The organism is Rhizobium sp. Leaf321 (genome assembly GCF_001423215.1).
In the GTDB taxonomy this organism is placed as follows: Bacteria; Pseudomonadota; Alphaproteobacteria; order Rhizobiales; family Rhizobiaceae; genus Neorhizobium; species Neorhizobium soli.
Map to the genome: position 1 here is coordinate 898808 of NZ_LMOF01000006.1, position 14780 is coordinate 913587.

At 61.4% G+C, this 14780-nt stretch carries 14 protein-coding genes; 9 read left to right on the forward strand and 5 right to left on the reverse strand.

Annotated features, from left to right (window positions below):
* Positions 1 to 7: 7 nt before the first annotated feature.
* Positions 8 to 1525 carry a choline-sulfatase gene (gene betC, locus ASF70_RS10595; protein WP_062579553.1) on the reverse strand — a complete coding sequence of 506 codons (1518 nt, stop codon included), beginning with the start codon at positions 1523 to 1525 and terminating at the stop codon, positions 8 to 10.
* A gap of 359 nt (positions 1526 to 1884) precedes the next feature.
* Between betC and ASF70_RS10600 the strand changes: the two genes are divergently transcribed.
* The 3 genes from ASF70_RS10600 to ASF70_RS23605 all read left to right on the forward strand — a co-directional run bounded on the left by ASF70_RS10600 (position 1885) and on the right by ASF70_RS23605 (position 5525).
* Entirely contained in the window at positions 1885 to 3693 is a 1809-nt protein-coding gene (locus ASF70_RS10600) for an EAL domain-containing protein (protein ID WP_062579555.1), read from the forward strand.
* A 100-nt stretch (positions 3694 to 3793) separates the two neighbouring features.
* The gene (locus ASF70_RS10605) at positions 3794 to 4795 is read left to right on the forward strand and encodes an NAD(P)H-quinone oxidoreductase (RefSeq protein WP_062579557.1); all 1002 of its coding nucleotides are present in this window, start codon (positions 3794 to 3796) and stop codon (positions 4793 to 4795) included.
* A gap of 583 nt (positions 4796 to 5378) precedes the next feature.
* The gene (locus tag ASF70_RS23605; RefSeq protein ID WP_082471856.1) at positions 5379 to 5525 is read left to right on the forward strand and encodes a DUF1127 domain-containing protein; all 147 of its coding nucleotides are present in this window, start codon (positions 5379 to 5381) and stop codon (positions 5523 to 5525) included.
* A gap of 104 nt (positions 5526 to 5629) precedes the next feature.
* Here the strand turns inward: ASF70_RS23605 and ASF70_RS10610 are convergent, their stop codons facing one another.
* A complete protein-coding gene (locus tag ASF70_RS10610; protein WP_062453533.1) occupies positions 5630 to 6367 on the reverse strand; it encodes a DUF3750 domain-containing protein in 738 nt (245 codons plus the stop codon).
* A gap of 101 nt (positions 6368 to 6468) precedes the next feature.
* Here ASF70_RS10610 and ASF70_RS10615 point away from each other — a divergent pair, with 101 nt between their 5' ends.
* Together ASF70_RS10615 and ASF70_RS10620 are read left to right on the forward strand one after the other, a co-directional pair.
* Positions 6469 to 7476, forward strand: a complete 1008-nt coding sequence (locus ASF70_RS10615; RefSeq protein ID WP_062579559.1) for an asparaginase — start codon at positions 6469 to 6471, stop codon at positions 7474 to 7476.
* A 39-nt stretch (positions 7477 to 7515) separates the two neighbouring features.
* Positions 7516 to 8151: a glutathione S-transferase N-terminal domain-containing protein gene (locus ASF70_RS10620; RefSeq protein ID WP_062579561.1), complete on the forward strand. Its 636-nt coding sequence runs from the start codon at positions 7516 to 7518 to the stop codon at positions 8149 to 8151.
* Between the two features lie 265 nt (positions 8152 to 8416).
* Here the strand turns inward: ASF70_RS10620 and ASF70_RS10625 are convergent, their stop codons facing one another.
* Complete coding sequence (locus tag ASF70_RS10625; protein WP_062579563.1) at positions 8417 to 9064, reverse strand: glutathione S-transferase family protein; 648 nt, start codon at positions 9062 to 9064, stop codon at positions 8417 to 8419.
* A gap of 146 nt (positions 9065 to 9210) precedes the next feature.
* Here ASF70_RS10625 and ASF70_RS10630 point away from each other — a divergent pair, with 146 nt between their 5' ends.
* Both ASF70_RS10630 and ASF70_RS10635 read left to right on the forward strand, forming a co-directional pair.
* On the forward strand, positions 9211 to 9492 hold the full coding sequence (locus ASF70_RS10630) for a type II toxin-antitoxin system ParD family antitoxin (RefSeq protein ID WP_062579566.1): 282 nt from the start codon (positions 9211 to 9213) through the stop codon (positions 9490 to 9492).
* Complete coding sequence (locus tag ASF70_RS10635) at positions 9489 to 9803, forward strand: type II toxin-antitoxin system RelE/ParE family toxin (RefSeq protein ID WP_062453528.1); 315 nt, start codon at positions 9489 to 9491, stop codon at positions 9801 to 9803. The genes ASF70_RS10630 and ASF70_RS10635 overlap by 4 nt, the downstream gene beginning before the upstream one ends.
* Here the strand turns inward: ASF70_RS10635 and ASF70_RS10640 are convergent.
* Together ASF70_RS10640 and ASF70_RS10645 are read right to left on the reverse strand one after the other, a co-directional pair.
* On the reverse strand, positions 9800 to 11179 hold the full coding sequence (locus ASF70_RS10640; protein ID WP_062579568.1) for a TIGR03808 family TAT-translocated repetitive protein: 1380 nt from the start codon (positions 11177 to 11179) through the stop codon (positions 9800 to 9802). The two genes, ASF70_RS10635 and ASF70_RS10640, sit on opposite strands and share 4 nt — an antisense overlap.
* Positions 11180 to 11271: 92 nt before the next feature.
* Positions 11272 to 11793: a MarR family winged helix-turn-helix transcriptional regulator gene (locus ASF70_RS10645; RefSeq protein WP_062580198.1), complete on the reverse strand. Its 522-nt coding sequence runs from the start codon at positions 11791 to 11793 to the stop codon at positions 11272 to 11274.
* Between the two features lie 131 nt (positions 11794 to 11924).
* Here ASF70_RS10645 and ASF70_RS10650 point away from each other — a divergent pair, with 131 nt between their 5' ends.
* Together ASF70_RS10650 and ASF70_RS10655 are read left to right on the forward strand one after the other, a co-directional pair.
* Positions 11925 to 13463, forward strand: coding sequence for an MDR family MFS transporter (locus ASF70_RS10650; RefSeq protein ID WP_062579570.1), 1539 nt, complete (start codon positions 11925 to 11927; stop codon positions 13461 to 13463).
* A gap of 40 nt (positions 13464 to 13503) precedes the next feature.
* Positions 13504 to 14514, forward strand: a complete 1011-nt coding sequence (locus ASF70_RS10655) for a ligase-associated DNA damage response exonuclease (protein ID WP_062579571.1) — start codon at positions 13504 to 13506, stop codon at positions 14512 to 14514.
* The last annotated feature ends 266 nt before the right edge of the window (positions 14515 to 14780 follow it).

Genomic DNA, 14780 nt, shown 5'->3' on the forward strand with positions numbered 1-14780 from the left:
TTCGCGATCATTCCCCGCGGGGGTAGCGCTTGGACTCTTCCAGATTGTCGAGGTTCATATGGTTGCGCATGTAGCGCTCCGAGGCTTTCTGCAAGGGTTGGTGATCCCACGGGTAATAGGCGCCGTTGCGCAGCGCTTCATAGACCACCCAGCGCCGCGCCTGGCTTTCGCGCACGGCCGCGTCGAATTTCGCCATGTCCCATTTGGCTGCCCGCTTGGCGCGAAACCCGTCCATCACAGCGGCATGGGCCGGATCTTGCGCTAGGTTCTTGAGCTCGTTCGGATCGGCGTCGAGATCGTAGAGCTGTTCGGGATCGAGCTCGCAGTGAACGTATTTCCACTTGCCCTCGCGAATGCCGACCAGCGGCGCATGCGAGGCTTCGGCGGCATATTCCATCAGCACCGGCGCGGTGCGGGTGCCGCCATCGATCACCGGCTTCAGGCTTTCGCCGTCGGTCCAGGGCATGATCTCGTCCATCGAGATGCCGGCAAGATCGCAAAGCGTCGGCGTGATGTCGAGATTGGAAACCGGCGCGGAGTTTAGCGACGGCGTGATCTGAGGACCGGCGATCATCAGCGGCACCCTGGATGACCCCTCGAAGAAGTTCATCTTGAACCACAATCCGCGCTCGCCCAGCATGTCGCCATGATCGGAGCAGAACAGGATGAACGTGTTGTCGAGCATCCGTGTCCGGGTCAGCGTGTCGATCAGCTCGCCGACCTTTTCGTCGATATAGGAGATGTTGGCGAAATAGCCCTGACGCGCCCGCCGCACATGCTCGTCGGTGATCTCGAAGGCCGGATAGTCGCACGACTTCAGAATACGCGCCGAATGCGGATCCTGCTCTGCGAGCATGCCGATCTCGGGCATCAGGTGTTCGCAGTCGTTATACAGATCCCAGAATTTTCGGCGCGCCACGTAAGGATCGTGCGGATGCGTGAACGACACCGTCAAAGCCCAGGGCCGGCGGTCCGCATCGTCGTTGTCTCGGCAGAGATGGTAGAGCTTCTGGTTGGCGAGGAAGGCAACCTCGTCGTCATATTCCATCTGGTTGGAAATCTCGGCAACGCCGGCACCGGTGACAGAACCCATGTTGTGATACCACCAGTCGATCCGCTCGCCCGGCTTGCGGTAATCCGGTGTCCAGCCGAAATCGGCGGGGTAGATGTCGGTGGTCAGCCGTTCCTCGAACCCGTGCATCTGGTCCGGCCCGACGAAATGCATCTTGCCCGACAGCGCCGTGTAATAGCCGGCGCGGCGCAGGTGATGCGCATAGGTCGGGATTGAGGAGACATATTCGGCGGCATTGTCATAGACCCCGGTTCTGCTCGGCAGCTGCCCCGCCATGAACGAGGCGCGGGCCGGCGCGCAAAGGGGAGACGAGGTGTAGTTGTTCTGGAAGCGGGCCGAGCGTGCGGCCAGCGCCTTCAGATGCGGCACATGCAGCCAGTCCGCCGGCCCATCCGGAAACAGCGTGCCGTTCATCTGGTCGACCATGATGATGAGAATGTTCGGACGGGACATAACCGGGCTGCTTTTCTTGGAGATGAGGAAGACCGCCAGAATGAGTTATTTTCGATTGGCCGCGCAATCAAGCAGGGATTGCGAACAGCGCTGTCTCAAAAACGCACGGCCGGGGACTGTGGGGGAAATCCCTGTGGAAGCTTAAGCTTGGCTCGTGGCGTTGACGCGGGACCGCACCTGCCCAAGCCAGACGATGTAATATTTACAACTCATTGTATTAGAAACATAAATTAATGTCATGGAAGTTTCATCGAACTGTCATTTGCGGGAAAGGTATTTTTGACCAATGGAGGCAAAGGTGGCGCCCGTGAATAAGGCGCCGGGCGGATCTCGCCCACGCAGTAAATGGGGTGAATTGCATGTCGTCTGCGGCCGTTCTGGAACCGGGCGTTTTCCGTCGCTATGCCAGCGATCAGCTTTTGCCGCTGGCAAAGCTTGTCATTGAGAACGCCTTCCAGCCGATCGTGGAGGTCGCCACCGGGTCCGTGTTCGGCTATGAATCGCTGCTGCGCGGCCATGACCGTCTCGGCTTTGCCTCGCCGCTCGAACTGATCGACCAGGCCCATGACGGCGGCCAGCTTCTGGCGCTCGAACAGATGGTCGCCCACCGGGCCCTTGCCAAATTCGCTGGCCTTCCGGATTTCTCCAGCCAGACGCTGTTTCTCAATCTCGATGTCCGGATGATCCGCGACGGCCAGCTTTTCCTCGAAAAGATCGTCCAGCATCTGCGCCAGGCAGGCGTCGCGCCGTCCTCGGTCTGCTTCGAGCTGTCCGAGCGGTTCGACAACACCTCGGTGCCGGAATTTGCCGAGTTGATGAGCGAGATGCGCAAGGCAGGCTTCAAGCTGGCGATTGACGATTTCGGCGTCGGCCATGGTGAGATGAAGCTGCTCTGCGACTACCCGGTCGACTACCTGAAGATCGACCTGCACTTCATTTCGGATATCGATGTCAATCCGCGCAAACGGCATCTCGTCAAGAACATCGTCAACATTGCCCATGTGCTCGGCATCCGCGTGATTGCCGAAGGCATCGAGACCGAGGCCGAATTTCTGGCCTGCCGTGAATACGGCGTCGATCTGGTACAGGGCTATTTCATCGCAAGACCCACCAGCTTCGTCACGGAGTTGCAGCCGGCCTATCCGCATCTGGCCGCAATCGGTCTGTCGCGCCGCTCCAGCCAGTCTCTCGACGAAATCCTCATCCGCAAGCAGATCGAAAAACTGCCGACGGTGTTCGAGAACGAAAGCATCGACAGTGTCTTTGAACTGTTTCGCCGCAATCCGCGCCAGGCCTTCTTTCCGGTGCTGAACGCCAATGGCGAACCGCGCGGCGTCATCAACGAATACCACCTCAAGGAATTTATCTATCAGCCCTTCGGCCGCGATCTCCTGAAGAACAAGGTCTACGAGCGCACCATCGCCCATTTCGTCGAGCGCGCCCCGATCATCGGGCTGGATGCCGAAGCGGAAGAGCTGATGAGCCTGTTTGCCAACATGGAAAACAGCGCCTGCGTCATCCTTACCGAAAACATGCGGTATGCCGGCGTCGTGTCGGCCGCCTCGCTGATCAAGGTGGTCAACGAGAAGCAGCTGAAGATCGCCCAGGACCAGAACCCGTTGACGGGTCTTCCCGGCAACCGGGCGATCCGCGACTTCATGTACCAGGCCGGCCGCGATGACGACGAGCAGCGCTTCTTCTGCTATTGCGACTTCGACCATTTCAAGCCGTTCAACGATCATTACGGCTTCCAGATGGGCGACCACGCAATCTCGCTGTTTGCGGCGCTGATGAAGCGCTACTTCTTCTCCGACGAACATTTTCTGGGCCATGTCGGCGGCGACGATTTCTTTATCGGCATTCGCGACTGGTCCCGCGACGAGTTGGAGGAAATCCTCGAGCGCCTTCTATCGGATTTCCACGATGACGCCGTTGCGCTCTATTCGGAAGAGGAGCGGGCGGCAGGCCGGATCCGTGGCCATGACCGCACCGGCGTGGAGCGCGATTTCCCTTTGCTGCGCTGCTCGATCGGCGTTGTCCATCTGCCGCAGGGACTGATCCTCGACGATATCGCCCGCATCGGAACGGAGATCGCAACGGTCAAGGTTGCCGCCAAGGAGAGCGACCGTGGCCTTGTTTTCGCAAGCTACGGTGATGCGGCAGAGTAGCGCCACACCGGCTCAACCGGATGCATGCATCCAACCTCCGCCTTTCCAAGCAGGGGGCACTGTCCTAAGTCAGTCGTCAGATACTGACAGGAGTAGACCCATGTCCATGCCGTCCCAGATGCGTTTCGTCGACCTGCCGTCCTTCGGCGCGCCCGATGTAATGACCCATGCCACCGGCCCGTGCCCGTCGGCCCGATCAGGCGAAATTCTGATCAAGGTGGAAGCCGCCGGCGTCAACCGGCCCGACGTCGCCCAGCGCCAGGGAAACTACCCGGCGCCGAAGGATGCAAGCCCGATCCTTGGCCTCGAAGTCGCCGGTGAAGTGGTGGCGCTCGGCGAGGGCGTGACCGAATTTGCAATCGGCGACAAGGTCTGCGGCCTTTCGAACGGCGGCGGCTATGCGGAATATTGCGTTGTGCCCGCAGGCCAGGCGCTGCCATGGCCGAAGGGCTATGATGCGGTGAAGGCCGCAGCCGTGCCGGAAACCTTCTTCACCGTCTGGGCCAACCTGTTCCAGATGGCGGGCCTGACCGAAGGCGAGAGCGTGCTGATCCATGGCGGCTCGAGCGGCATCGGCACGACCGCGATCCAGCTCGCCAAGGCATTCGGCGCGACGGCCTATGCGACCGCCGGCTCGAAGGACAAATGCGACGCCTGCGAAAAGCTGGGTGCGACCAAGGCGATCAATTACAAGACCGAGGACTTTGCCGAGGTGATCAAGGCCGAGACCGACGGCAAGGGCGTCGATGTGGTGCTCGACATGATCGGCGCTTCCTATTTCGAAAAGAACCTGTCGGTCCTTGCCAAGGACGGCTGCCTGTCGATCATCGCCTTCCTCGGCGGCAACATGGCGGAAAAGGTCAATCTCTCACCGATCATGGTCAAGCGCCTGACGGTGACAGGATCGACCATGCGGCCCCGCACCGCTGACGAAAAGCGGGCGATCCGCGACGAACTACTGAGCGAGGTCTGGCCGCTTCTCGAAGCCGGCAAGGTCTCACCCGTCATCCATTCCGTGGTGCCGTTTGACGACGTGGTCGAGGCGCACCGGCTGATGGAAACCAGCAGCCATATCGGCAAGATCGTGATGAAGCTGGGGTGAGGAAACGTGGGGGCAGGGGTGGCCTTGGGCATCGCCCGGAAGGCACCCCGCCGCCGGCTGCGCGAATAGTGGTCGAACCGCCGCCGATCCGCAACTCAATAATATCTTCGATTGTTTACATAACTTGCCTTGCAAGCGCCGCAGATCGCACCTACCTTCTGATCATCATCAACGTAATGAAAGGAAGGTGGTCCAATGTCTAATGAGATTTCGGTCTGTGTAGCGGGCAATGGAAAGTTGTTGGTCTTGACGGGGCAGCCCTCGGCCTGAATGACATCTTCCTTCGGACTGCATGATTGCAGCCCGGGTTCGTTCAACCGGACCAAACTCATGGAAGGGCCGCTCAAGCGGCCCTTTTCCATGTCTGCCGGTCGCAAATTTCGATGGTCTTCCATCCTGCCTGGCAATGATGACCAATTCCCTGACATGCACCCTGGAAAGACATGCATGGCGCGCATGGGTGGCCTGACGCTTCAGTGCTTCTGCTTCATCCTTGGGCAGCGTATAACGAGGTCATCGAAGCAAGAGAAAGCGCCAGCATCTGGCAGCTGAAGCTTCGAAAGCCTCAGGAAAGGGGATCATCATGAACGTAGCACGCACCATCAACAACTGGCGCAAGTATCGTCAGACGGTCACCGAACTGGACCGTATGACCTCGCGCGAACTCCACGACCTCGGTATCGACCGTAGCGATATCCGTCGCGTCGCACGCACTGCCGTCGGCTTCTGATCGGTTTCTGATCGTATAATCCGAATGTTTGCAAACGCTCGCAAGTCTGCGGGCGTTTTGCGTTTCATGCATGGCTCCCATGCATCGCGGCACTGCTCTCCCGGCTAGATGCCGATCCGTCCGAGCGCCGGCACCTTGATGCCCGGCCGGGCGAGATCGAGGCCCGCGACGAGACCGAGGAAATGGACCTCGATGCCGCTCCGCACACCCACCGAAAAGCCTAACAGTCCGCGCAGTGTCACATGCAGGTCGCGGCTGTCCTCGTCCAGATGCACGAATTCCCCATCCGGCAGATAGTCGCGGCCCACCGCATGCGGCGGAAGCACCGCGCCGATCTCAGGCACGGTGCGCAGCACATAGGCCACGAACGTATTGGAATTCGGCCCCGGCCAGATCGTGTAGCCGCCGGGCTCGGCGTAAGGGTAGGCGGCAATCGCGCCTTCGATCTTGGGGATCAGCAGCTCCGCCTTCGATCCGGTGATCGATGTCACCAGCTGCGGCGGGTTCGAATACCAGAAGGCATCCGGATCGCGGTGGTTGCGGCGGATCGGGTTGCCCCAGCCCACCTTGTCATAGCGGGTATAGGTAGCCGCACCCTTTGCCTTGGTCACGATCCAGGCATGGCTTGCCACCGAACCTTTCAGCCCGCCCGTCATCGCCGAGAAAATATAGATCGCCGCATCGTTGCTTTCGTTCGCCTTGGGCAGGATGCCGGCCGACGACCAGCGCGCGGCGCTCCAGCCGGACGGGTGTTCGCGCATCGCCCAAAGGCCGGCGGAAGCGAAGGTGGGAAGAAGGTAGACGACGAAGATAAGGAGCAGCAATCGCTTTACCGATTTCATAAACATTCCCGTGCAACAAATCGCCGAAACGGCTATCAACGCCGCCGAAATGGCGTTTAAGCCGAATGAGCAATAGAAGCCGGCAAATTCAGGACTGACCGATGCAAAATCCCGTGACCGTTGAAGTGACCCGCGGCTCTCTCGTCGAAAGCCGCCATCGCGGCCTCGGCGTCGTCGTGGATGGCGAAGGCAAGACGCTGTTTTCCTTCGGTGATGCGGAAGCCGGCGTGTTTCCGCGGTCCTCCTGCAAGGCCATGCAGGCGCTGCCGCTGATCGAAAGTGGTGCAGCGGATGCCTACGGGTTCGGAGCTAAGGAACTGGCATTTTCCTGCGCCTCCCATTCCGGCGAGGACGCGCATGTGGCCATGGCCGCCTCGATGCTGTTCAAGGCCGGCAAGAGTGTCGACGACATGGAATGCGGCGCCCACTGGGCATCCGAACAGGCCTCGCTCATCCACCAGGCCCGCACCATCGAATATCCGACGGCCCTGCATAACAACTGCTCCGGAAAACATTCCGGCTTCGTCTGCACCTGCGTCCATTCCGGCACGCAGCTGAAGGGCTATGTCGATTACGACCATCCGCTGCAGAAGGAAATCCGCGACGTGATGGGTAGCCTCACGGGCGCGGTTCTCGCCGAAGACAATTGCGGCATCGACGGCTGCTCGATCCCCACCTATGCCGTTCCGCTCAAGGGCCTCGCCCACGGCTTTGCGAAAATGCTGACCGGCACCGGCCTGTCCAACGAACGGGCGAAAGCCTCGCGCCGGCTGATGGACGCCTGCATGGCCGAACCGTTCTATGTCGCCGGCACCGGCCGCGCCTGCACCAAGCTGATGGAACTGGCGCCGGGCAAGATCTTTGCCAAGACCGGTGCCGAAGGCGTCTTCGTGGCCGCACTCCCCGATCAGGGCATTGCCATGGCGGTCAAATGCGAGGACGGTACGACCCGCGCCGCCGAGGCGATGATCTTTGCACTCATTGCCCGCTATTTCGAAAAGGGCGGCGAAACGCAGGAAAAGCTGATGGCGATGGCCAACCGCACGATGAAGAACTGGAACGGCCTCACCGTCGGCGAAGTCCGCGTCACCGACGCGCTGTTTGCCTGATACATAAGGGCCTGACACAAGAGGCAAGGATACGGATCGATGCTGACACTCTACATCACGCCCGGCACCTGCTCACGCGCCAGCCATATCGCGCTGGCCGAGTCGGGCCTCGATTATCAGGTCTCCCTGATCCGCTTTGCTGAGGGCGAGCAGCGATCGGAAGCCTATCTGAAGGTCAACCCCAAGGGCCGGGTGCCGGCACTGGTGACGGACCAGGGCGTGCTGACGGAAACCGTCGCACTGCTTCCCTACATCGCCCAGCTCGTGCCGGAAAAGAGCCTTGCGCCGCTGGACGATCCCTTCCTGTTTGCAAAAATGCAGGCCTTCAACGCCTATCTCTCCTCCACCGTCCACATCAACCACGCCCATGGCCGCCGCGGCGCGCGCTGGGCCGATAATGCCGCCTCGCATGCGGACATGATCGCCAAGGTGCCGCAGACCATGCGCGACAGCTTCGCCCTGATCGAGAGCGATCTTGTCGAAGGCCAATTCGTGCTCGGCGACACGTTTTCCGTCGCCGATGCCTATCTCTTCGTCATGACCGGCTGGCTGGAAAGCGACCATGTGGACATGGCCGAATTCCCGAAGGTTGCTGCGCATTACCGGCGCATCGAGATGCGGCCGGCTGTGCAAAGGGTGCTGGCGGAAGAGGCGGCAGCAAAGCCCGCCACCTGACCGTCAGGCCGCAGACTGATGGCAAAGCTATTATCTCACAACTCTTTATGGCACTCGGGAAATCGAGTCGGTTGCCCCAAACTCCCCTCATCCTCGCCCTTGTGGCGGGGATCCAGTCAGCTCAAGTCCTTGAGCTGAAAGAGTCTTTTGACCCGACAGACGTCGGGTCGCTGGATCCCCGCCACAAGGGCGAGGATGAGGGAGAGTGTGGTTTAGCTCTCGTCAAACAATCATCTTCAGAGTTTGTCAGCAGCCCGCCTGATCGTCAGGCCGGCTCGGCGTTGCGCTTTGCCCACATCGCCTGATAGGCGGGCCGGGCGACGCAGCCGTCATACCAGGCTTTCAGCGCCGGGCGACTGTCGAACAGGGCGGCATGGCTGCGCGCGTAACGCACGATTTCCGCAACGTTGATATCGGCAACCGTAAACCGCTTGCCCACCATGAACCCGTCTTCGGCAAGATGCTTTTCAAGCACGTCGAACGGTCGAGCGAGCGTCCGTGCAGCCGCCTCGATCGCGGCCTTGCCTTCGTCGGTCGACGCGCTGGACGACTGGATCGTCAGGGCCGCGGTCTCGACGCTGGTTGCCGCAAACAGCGACCACTGCACCATCTGCGCTTCTTCCTCGATCGTCTTCGGAGCAATCTCGCCGCCATGCTTGCGGGCAAGGTAGAGCGTGATGGCAAGCGACTCGTGCAGCACAAACCCGTCATCGTCCATCGACGGGATCGAGCCCATCGGATTGACGCTCAAAAACTCCGGCGACCGCGTATTGACAGGCGCGCCGTCAACCGAAGCATCATCCAGCCGATAGGCCTGGATGACAGGAATATGCTCGAACGGCAATCCCAGCTCCTCGATCAGCCAAAGTGGCCGCGTCGCGCGCGAACGATAGACGCCATAGATTTTCAGCATGCGTATCTCCCATTGTGTTTCGCGGGCGACGCTAGAGTGCTTCGCCGCAGAACGGAAGATGCAGGTCCCTCAATTCGACCGGTTGGACGTCCGCTTCTGTTTTCGGTATAGTCATCCGCATTCTGATCTTTCCAAGGGCCAACCCCATGCGCGCCACCCGTTCGCTCAGCGTCACCCTGCCGGTCGAGATCGCCGATATGGTCGAAGCCAAGGTCGCCTCCGGCGAATACGCCTCGGAAAGCGACGTGATCGCCGAGGGCCTGCGCCCGATGGCAGCACACGATGCCGCGATCGAGGCATGGCTGAGGGACGAGGTCATGCCGACGCTTCAGGCCATCGACGCGGGAACCATTAAAACCCGTCCGCTGGAGGAGACACGCAAGCGTTTGCACGCCAGGATCGACCGGATGGTTGGCGACGGAAAATGAACTACACGGTTCGCTTTTCTGACGCGGCCGAAGACGATGTGATCGAACTTTTGACCTATCTCTTGCCACGTGCCGGAGAACGGGTTGCCCGGCGCTATGTCGACCAAATCGTCGACCACTGCCACTCGTTCGAGCTCTTTCCGGAACGGGGATCTCGCCTGGAAAGCAAACTCGGCGTGCGCCTTGTCGGCTACCGCAAGAAGGCGACGATCGCTTTCATGATCAAGGGCGACACCGTCATCATCCTGCGCATCTTCCACCACGGCCGCAACATAGACTTCGACCCCGAAGCTCCCGACCCCGAAACCTAACCCACCCGGTTCCCCATAACCGTCAAATGCGGAAACGCCGCCGCCGCATCGCCCGACCCGCCCAACTCTTCCGTCGGCGCCTGCGTCCAGCGATAGCCGATCACGCCGCCATCGTTCACGTCCTGGAAGACGTTGCCGGTGATCACAGTCGAACCGGCGCCCTCGGCTACACTGACGGCGCAACCCACGTTGGCGCCGCGCACGATATTGTTGGCGGCGACGACGTTGCGCAGGTAGGGGCCGAAGCCGAGGGCCAGGCCCCAGAGGGCGGCGTTTTCCACCACGTTGCCTGTGATCGCCGTGTCGGCCTCGGCGCTGATGCCGACGCCGAAGATGGCGCCGTCGAGTTTGTAGGGGCCGGTTGCCGAAAGGTTGCGGACGATATTACCTGAAATGGTCGAAAGCCTGCCGCCTTCGTTGAAGTTGACGACGGAAATGCCGTTTGCCGCGCCATCCACCGTATTGTCCGAGATGACCGCACCCTCGAACGAGAATTCCGCATAGATCGCCGTCTCGCCGGAGCGGAAACACTGGTTGCCGGAAATCTGCGCGTTGGAGGAGCTGTTGGCGCGGATCGCCGAAAAGGCAGAGTCGGTGATGTGGTTGCCGCTCACCATCACGTTGGCCGCGCGAAACAGGTTGATCGCATTGCCATATTGGCCGGTGCCGCCATTTCTGGCGCCGATCCGGAAGATGCGGTTAGCCGTGACGATGCTGCCATCGACGCCCTTTTCCCAGCGATGGATGAGAATGCCGCCATTGCCGCAATCAAATACGCTGTTGCCGGTCACCGAAAGACCGGTGCTTTCGACCGCATAGACCGCGTAATCCGCAGCGCCCGATATTTTCGAGCGCTCGATGCGCCCGCCGCATCGCTCCAGCTGGATCGCGGATTTGCGCGCGCCGAGGATTTCGCAATTGTCGATGGAAACGTCGGGAATGCCGGAGAAATGGATAAGGGCAGGGGTCTGATCATCCAGCCAGCGATTTCCACCGTCGATCACCAGATTGGACAGCTCGATCCGCCTTGCCGCGGTTGCACGGATAAGCGATCCGTCGCCGGAATAGACGAGCCTGGAAGCGCCTGATACGCCGACCAGCCGGGTGTTGTCGGGAAGGTCGAGGCCGGAAACCCGGTAGTCGCCGGGCGGCAGGTAGACCGGCTTGTTCTGCCTCGCCGCCTGTTCGATCAGCGCCATCAGCTTGCGGCTTGAAACATCACCGCCGTCAGGCGACACGCCGTGGTCGCGCGCGTCGATCGAACCGCGGAGATCAACGGTCGAAACGCTGGCGGGTGCTGCAAGCGCTGACAGCGGCAATGCGGCAACCGCAGCGCCCGTCATGCCCCAGCCAAGCATTTTGCGTCTCGAAATCATCCAGCCGTCTCCATCATCCCCTTTGGACACGCATTTTCCGTGCCAGCGGAAGTGTGTGGTTTCGGGACGGATGCGAAAGCGGTCAGGCCCGGTTAGGTCGGAGAGGGACGGCCTGCGCCGCCGGGATAGACCGCTTCGAAGCCGGAAATGAACTTCTCGAACAGATGCGAAAACGCCGAAAGCTCTTCCTCCGGCCAGTCGCCCAGCACATTCACCAGCAGCGAACGCTTGACCGCCTGTAGCTCGGTCAGCAACGCATCGCCGAGTTCGGTCCTGACCAGCAGCGAGCGCCGCCCGTCCTCCTGCGAAGCATCACGCCTGAGAACACCGCGCGACACGAGATCGGTCACCAGACGGCTGCCGCGCGACGGGTCGATCCGCATCGTCTCGGCAATCGCGCCGACGGTGATTTCGCCCTCGATCCGGCCCATGACGTCAAGCACGTCGAGATGCGCCGTTTCCAGCCCCGGAACCGTGTTGGCGATCGCGGTGCGCGCAATCATCCGCCGCCCCATCAGATGCCGCATCCGGGTCAGGTTGTCGCTGACACGCGAAAGCCCCTCCGCAAATGCGGCTGTTTCGGTCGAAGGCTGAGGGTCTGCTGCAGAAATCATGGTCGTCATCGCTGCAACTTATCAGCAGGTGCCGGGTTGTTTCAACGAAATTGTTGCTTGGTGCATCTGCCTGCCGTTGACAATTATATGCTGAAGTCACATAAATTCGCCGACCTCTCAGGAAGTATGCCATGGATATGTCACGCCCGGCCCAGACCCCGCTTGTTGCCGACAAACGACAGCGTCTGTTCGTTTTCTGGTTCCTGATGGCAGCGCTGTTCATGGCGGCGCTCGACAATCACATCGTCTCCACAGCACTTCCCACCATCGTCGGCGAGTTCGGCCAGATGGAAAGTTTCGGCTGGGTGTCCTCGGCCTTTCTCCTGGCCATGAGCTCGGTCATGCCGATCTACGGCAAGCTGGGCGATCTGTTCGGCCGCAAATATGTGATGCTGTTTGCCATCGTTCTCTTCACGCTCGGCTCGGTTCTGTGCGGCTTCGCCTGGTCGATGAATTCGCTGATTGCGGCGCGCGTCTTCCAGGGGCTTGGCGGCGGCGGCATCATGGTTTCGATCTTCTCGATCAATGCCGATCTCTTCGAACCGCGCGAGCGGGCAAAGTACCAGAGCTATTCGAGCCTTATGATCATGGCGGCCGGCAGCATCGGCCCTGTTCTCGGCGGCACGCTCAGCGATCTGTTCGGCTGGCGCTCGATCTTCCTGATCAACCTGCCGCTCGGGGTCATCGTCGTGACAGGCCTCGCCCTGCTGCTTCCCTATCGCCGCCCGCAGCGCAAGCCGAAGATCGATTATGCCGGCGCCGTCGTTCTGGCACTGACGATCGCAAGCCTCGTCACCTTTGCCGATAGCCACCAGCTGTTCGGCTCGCTGATGGCATTCGAATCGCTGGTCCTTCTCGGCTTCGGCATGGCCTGCGCCGGCCTCTGGGTCTTCGTCGAAAGCCGCGTCCCCGAACCGATCGTGCCCTTGAAACTATTCAGGGACAGCACCTTCTCGCTGTTTCTCATCATCACGCTCTGCTCCGGCGCCGTCGGCATCGGCATGGTCAACTATTACGCGCTCTTCCTGCAGACGACGACGGGCCTGTCGCCATCGCAGGCCGGCCTGTTCTTCATCGGCCTCACCGGCGGCATCGTCGTTGGCTCCATGTCGGCGGGAAGGTTGATTTCCATCACCGGCCGCTACAAGCCGTTCGCCGTGTTGGGCCTGGTCATGAGCATCGGCGCTCTTCTGCTTCTGTCGCAGGTGACGTCAGCTACGCCGCTCTGGCTCGTTGCCATTCTGCTGATGCTCCAGGGTCTTGCCGTCGGCTTCGGCCAGCAGGCACCGATCATCGGCGTCCAGAATTCCGCCCCGCGCGAAGACATGGGTGCCGCCACCGGTGCCGTGACGCTGATGCGAATGGGCGGCGCCTCGATCGCCATCTCGCTCTACGGCGCTATCATCGGCTCGTCGGTCAAGGGCAGCGGCGTGGCCATTCCAGGCGTTGCCGATATCGGCGCGCTTACCCCGAAAGTGCTCGATCAGTTGCCGCAGGCCTCGCGTGAGGCGGTGGCCTCCGTCTACTTCTCCGCCTTCACGCCGCTCTTCTTCGCCGCCGCCGTGATCGCCGCCATCGGCCTGATCGCCGCCCTTTTCCTCAAGCCGAAACGCCTGCCGACAGCGCAAGTCTCGGCCGCCGCACAACAAAACAAGCTGCCCACCCCGTAAGGCTCTTCCAAGCGGGCTTTCCCCGCCTATCTCTCGTCCTATGAAACCCGAGGCACTGCTTCATCCCACACCGGCCGGCCTGTTCTGCCCCGTCGGCGGCTTCCATGTCGATCCGGTGCGACCCGTCGAGCGGGCGCTGATCACCCATGGCCATTCCGACCATGCCCGCGCCGGCCACACCCATGTGCTGGCCACCCGCCAGACGCTTGATATCATGAAGATCCGCTACGGCGACGACTTCTGCACCTCCGAACAGGAGGCTGCGTGGGGCGAGGTGATCGATGTCGGCGGCGTCAATGTCAGCTTCCATCCAGCCGGCCATGTGCTCGGCTCCGCCCAGATCGCGCTTGAGCACAAGGATCTGCGCATCGTCGTGTCAGGCGATTACAAGCGCGGTGTGGATCCGACTTGCGCACCCTTCGTGCCCGTCTCCTGCGATGTCTTCATCACCGAGGCAACCTTCGGCCTGCCGGTCTTCCACCATCCCCACCCGCGCGAGGAAATCGGCAAGCTCTTGACGTCGCTCAAGCAGTTTCCCGACCGCAGCCACATGGTCGGCGCCTACGCCCTGGGGAAGGCGCAGCGGGTGATCCGCCTGATCCGCGACAGCGGCTATGACGAACCGATCTATATCCACGGCGCGCTCGCCAAACTCTGCGACTATTACGAAAGCCAGGGCATCGCGCTCGGCGAAATCCGCCCCGCCACGATCGACAAGAGCAGCCCCGACCTGTTCAAGGGCGCCGTCGTCGTCGGCCCGCCCTCGGCCTTTCAGGATCGCTGGGCCCGCCGCTTCAACGAACCCCTGATCGCCTTCGCCTCCGGCTGGATGATGGTGCGCCAACGCGCCAAACAAAGCGGCGTCGAGCTGCCGCTGGTCATTTCCGACCACTGCGACTGGCCCGAACTCCTGGAAACCATCAACGAGGTCGCTCCCTCCGAAGTCTGGGTCACCCATGGCCGCGAGGAAGCGCTGGTGCGCTGGTGCGAACTGAAGGGCATTCCAGCGCGGCCGCTGCACCTGGTCGGCTATGAGGACGAGGGGGATTGATGATGCGTGGATTGCTGCAAAAAGACCCCTCCCAACCCTCCCCACAAGGGGGAGGGCTAGAGCCCGTCGCGCCCCTGTCGCACACCAGGGGCTGTGCCGTGCCCCAGATCTTCTCCCCCCTTGCGGGGGAGATGGCCGGCAGGCCAGAGGGGAATGAATGATGCGTGGATTGTTGAAGAAAGACCCCTCCCAACCCTCCCCACAAGGGGGAGGGCTAGAGCCCGTCGCGCCGCTGTCGCACAACAGGGCCAGTTCCGTGCCGCTGG